This window comes from Staphylococcus sp. GDX8P80P (assembly GCF_017893095.1).
In the GTDB taxonomy this organism is placed as follows: domain Bacteria; phylum Bacillota; class Bacilli; order Staphylococcales; family Staphylococcaceae; genus Staphylococcus; species Staphylococcus borealis.
In genome coordinates, this window is record NZ_JAESMI010000201.1 from 1 (window position 1) to 650 (window position 650).

The following is a 650-nucleotide window of genomic DNA, read 5'->3' on the forward strand; positions in this document are numbered from 1 at the left end:
AATAGATGCAATAGCGATTGGTCAATCCAGTGCTACAGGTATATTAAAAGAAGGTATGATTTATGCGAATGTCATAGGTTCTGATTTAGGACCTAAAATAACACCGATTGGTTCTTTAGCAACATTATTGTGGCTACATGTCTTAACACAAAAAGGTGTGAAGATTTCGTGGGGAACTTACTTTAAAACTGGAATTATCATTACTATTCCAGTCCTATTTGTAACACTCTTAGGTTTATACCTTACACTAATCATATTTTAAGAAAAGGGGCTTTAATTATGGATAAGAAAACAATTTATTTTATATGTACAGGAAACTCTTGTCGTAGCCAAATGGCTGAAGGTTGGGGAAAGGAAATATTGGTTGAAGATTGGAATGTCTATTCTGCTGGTATTGAAACGCATGGTGTTAATCCTAAAGCAATAGAAGCTATGAAAGAAGTAGATATTGATATATCAAACCATACGTCAGACTTGATTGATAATAATATTTTAAAACAATCAGATTTGGTCGTAACGTTATGTAGTAATGCAGACGATAATTGTCCTATTTTACCACCAAACGTTAAAAAAGAGCATTGGGGTTTTGAGGATCCAGCAGGAAAAGAATGGCCAGAATTCCAACGTGTTAGAGATGAAATTGGAAAAAG

General features: G+C 34.0%; 2 protein-coding genes. Both read left to right on the forward strand.

What is annotated here, in order from left to right; genetic code table 11:
- Positions 1-262 (forward strand): ArsB/NhaD family transporter (locus KA858_RS12435; RefSeq protein ID WP_281058934.1); only part of this gene is annotated, 262 nt, incomplete at its 5' end.
- A 17-nt stretch (positions 263-279) separates the two neighbouring features.
- The coding region (arsC, locus tag KA858_RS12440) for an arsenate reductase (thioredoxin) (RefSeq protein ID WP_210135835.1) at positions 280-650 on the forward strand (371 nt) is incomplete at its 3' end.